The 2,786-nt window shown below is 43.8% G+C and carries 3 protein-coding genes, 1 tRNA gene and 1 pseudogene; 2 read left to right on the forward strand and 3 right to left on the reverse strand.

Features of this window, described 5'->3' with window-relative positions:
• Positions 1–134: 134 nt before the first annotated feature.
• Positions 135–317, reverse strand: a complete 183-nt coding sequence (locus H6F50_RS07845; RefSeq protein ID WP_190428142.1) for a hypothetical protein — start codon at positions 315–317, stop codon at positions 135–137.
• Positions 318–418: 101 nt separating this feature from the next.
• A tRNA-Ala gene (locus H6F50_RS07850) sits at positions 419–491 on the reverse strand.
• A 172-nt stretch (positions 492–663) separates the two neighbouring features.
• On the opposite strand from H6F50_RS07850, the gene H6F50_RS07855 reads away from it, so the two are divergent.
• Positions 664–1,497 (forward strand): rhodanese-related sulfurtransferase, encoded by an 834-nt coding sequence (locus H6F50_RS07855; protein WP_190428144.1) that lies wholly within the window; start codon positions 664–666, stop codon positions 1,495–1,497.
• On the opposite strand, the gene H6F50_RS07860 is transcribed toward H6F50_RS07855, so the two are convergent.
• A complete protein-coding gene (locus tag H6F50_RS07860) occupies positions 1,464–1,607 on the reverse strand; it encodes a hypothetical protein (protein ID WP_190428146.1) in 144 nt (47 codons plus the stop codon). The two genes, H6F50_RS07855 and H6F50_RS07860, sit on opposite strands and share 34 nt — an antisense overlap.
• Positions 1,608–2,028: 421 nt before the next feature.
• Between H6F50_RS07860 and H6F50_RS07865 the strand changes: the two are divergent.
• Positions 2,029–2,786: pseudogene (locus tag H6F50_RS07865) on the forward strand (hypothetical protein); the annotation flags it as partial.

Genomic DNA, 2,786 nt, shown 5'->3' on the forward strand with positions numbered 1-2,786 from the left:
ATATCTAGACGATCTAGCTGCCTAAAACCCCAATAACCAACCCCAAACAAAACGATGATTAATGAAAATGGAATACTCGCACATCCACATCCATTATTTTCTTTTTTAGGTGGCATGATAACAAGGGTGATTGTTCAACTCGGAGAGTAACTCTCTTGACTCAATTGAGGCTTGCTTGTATTAACCGATACTCTGGAAGCGCGGAACGAAGAATTTAGAGAGAATGGTGGTATATCAAGGTACTTCACTTCGCGATCGCTTAATTCCGCATCACTGCGGCGACGAAAACCAACAACCTGTCCTAAGACTGCGTTCATCGTTGTCAGAATTAATTAAATGACACGAATTGGTTTACAACGTCGTTAAACGACATTAATCTGTTAACGACGACAAATAATGTGTTAATTGACAAAATAAATGGAGGTTAGCGGACTCGAACCGCTGACATCCTGCTTGCAAAGCAGGCGCTCTACCAACTGAGCTAAACCCCCAAACTTGAAGTCGGAACTTCAGACACTTTTGTTATATTAGCTCATCTGCTTCCATTAGGGAAGGGGGTAGAGGAAGAAATATTTAGATGCATATCATCACAGAAGCTTACTCTGTTAGGTTAGGTGATGAACCAGCGTAAAACATTTTTACTCATTGCTGTTGAGTGGGGAAATGACCCAAGTTGTTGTAGCTTTCTATAAATTTGTCAAGTTGCCAGATTTTGCCGATAAGCAAGACCCCTTATTGTCGCACTGCAAAAGACAGGGTATTAGAGGGACAATTCTGCTGGCAGCAGAAGGTATTAACGGGACGATCGCGGGTTCTCGTGAAGCAATCGACTCAGTTTTATCATTTTTACGCTCCGATCCGCGCCTAGTTGACTTGGAGCATAAAGAGTCTTATGCCGATTCTCCGCCGTTTGACCGGATGAAGGTGCGGTTGAAGAAAGAAATTGTCACCTTGGGATTGCCGGAAATCGATCCGAGCGATCGCGTCGGTACTTATGTCAGTCCACAAGCGTGGAATGAACTGATTTCCGATCCAGAGGTGACGATTATTGACACCCGCAACGATTATGAGGTAACGATTGGCACCTTCAAACGAGCGCAAAATCCCAAAACCGCCTCATTCCGGCAGTTTCCCACCTATGTTCGCAATAACCTCGACCCCAGCAAACATAAAAAGGTCGCTTTATTCTGCACTGGCGGGATTCGCTGCGAAAAAGCGACATCGTTTATGATGGCTCAAGGGTTCCAAGAGGTTTATCACCTCAAAGGCGGCATTCTCAAGTATTTAGAGGAAGTTCCCCCAGAAGACAGTCTCTGGCAAGGGGAATGCTTTGTCTTCGATCAACGGGTTGCTGTACGCGAGGGTTTGGAGATAGGAACGCATGAAATGTGCCCTCGTTGCGGTCATCCTATCTCCGAAGCGGATCAAACTTCGCCTGATTATCAGCAAGGGATTTGCTGTCCCTACTGTTGCGATCGCTTCACCCAGGAAAAATAGGTAGCACCGTAACAAAGGTGGCGACAAATTAATTTGGGCAGATTCTCAGGATACGCGATCGCAGTGCAAAGCTTACCTTGCAAGCGGCTGTGTTTTCCTTGTTGTGACATCAGCTTGGAGTGCTAAGTCTGTTCGCCCTATCCTGGTGGGTATAAGAGCGATATAAGCGCGATCGCTTCCATGCATTGCAGACATGGATAAATAGCGATCGCGCTTATCCTTGCACAAGAGAAGATGGGCGATTCCCTGCGGGATAGCTTTGCTTCACGGAAATTTTACTTAGGCGGATAATTTCCGTACATAATTCAATATTTTAGAAGTTTTAATGAAGTTTGATTTGCCGTCCTTGACGGTTTCACAAATAGTAGCTTTCAATATAGTTAACTCGTGTTGGATGTTACAAGGCTAGAGTGAAATTGCCCAGTATTTCCAGGGAATGAAAGAGGCGTTCGCGCCTCTTTCATTTAAGCTGCATTGTATAGATACTGGTTATACATATTAATTGTTTTGAGTTTTTTACTTAGCGAATAAATGTTTAAAATTAATATCCAGGAAATAGAAGCTGTAAGTTCTAGGTTCCAAGAAACAGCCTCAGAGATTGTTTCAAATACTCAAGGTGCAGTATCAGAGGCAATCTCAACAACCCAAGAGGCTACAGATAGTGCAATTCAAGAGGTTTCCAACTCAGTCACTTCCATAGCTTCTACGTTTCAAAAAACAGCATCAGAGATTGTTTCAAATACTCAAAATGCAGTATCAGAGGCGATATCAACAACCCAAGAAGCTGCGAGTAATTTAATTATTGAGGCTCAACAAACTTCTAGCGCCGTTACCGGCGCTGCAACAATTGCTGCACAAGAGGCATTCAAAGTTGCTCATAATATTAAATTTGAGAACTTACCTCACAACTTACAACTGAAATTTCACCGAGCTGGGGTACGCGAAGGCATTCGTAATGTTCAAGAAGCTGCCAAGGTGTATGAGACGATTCCAGCACAAATTCGCGCTCAAGGATATGAGGCGATTCGCGAGTTTTGCAGTGATAAGGATTGGAGCCATATAAAAGCACACGTTAACGGTGGAGGAAAAGAAGCTTCAAACGGCATCTTCGAGAACTTCCGAATCAACCGATCTCGTGGTGGAGTTGATATGACTCCTGAAGAACTTGCAGCAGCACGTAAAGTGCTTGGCGATGCAGCTTTTAAAGTAAGTTTAGAGCAAGTAATTGGAGCCGTTGTTCAAGGTGCTTTGGTAGCAGCGGTGATTGAGCTTGTCTTCTCAACTTTAGA

The sequence above is a fragment of the Coleofasciculus sp. FACHB-712 genome (genome assembly GCF_014695635.1).
GTDB lineage: Bacteria > Cyanobacteriota > Cyanobacteriia > Cyanobacteriales > FACHB-T130 > FACHB-T130.

Bases quoted from the DNA above. Each gene is read 5' to 3' on its own strand.
- H6F50_RS07860 (WP_190428146.1), bottom strand. From the start codon at position 1,607: ATGTCACAACAAGGAAAACACAGCCGCTTGCAAGGTAAGCTTTGCACT.
- H6F50_RS07845 (WP_190428142.1), bottom strand. From the start codon at position 317: ATGAACGCAGTCTTAGGACAGGTTGTTGGTTTTCGTCGCCGCAGTGAT.
- H6F50_RS07855 (WP_190428144.1), top strand. From the start codon at position 664: ATGACCCAAGTTGTTGTAGCTTTCTATAAATTTGTCAAGTTGCCAGAT.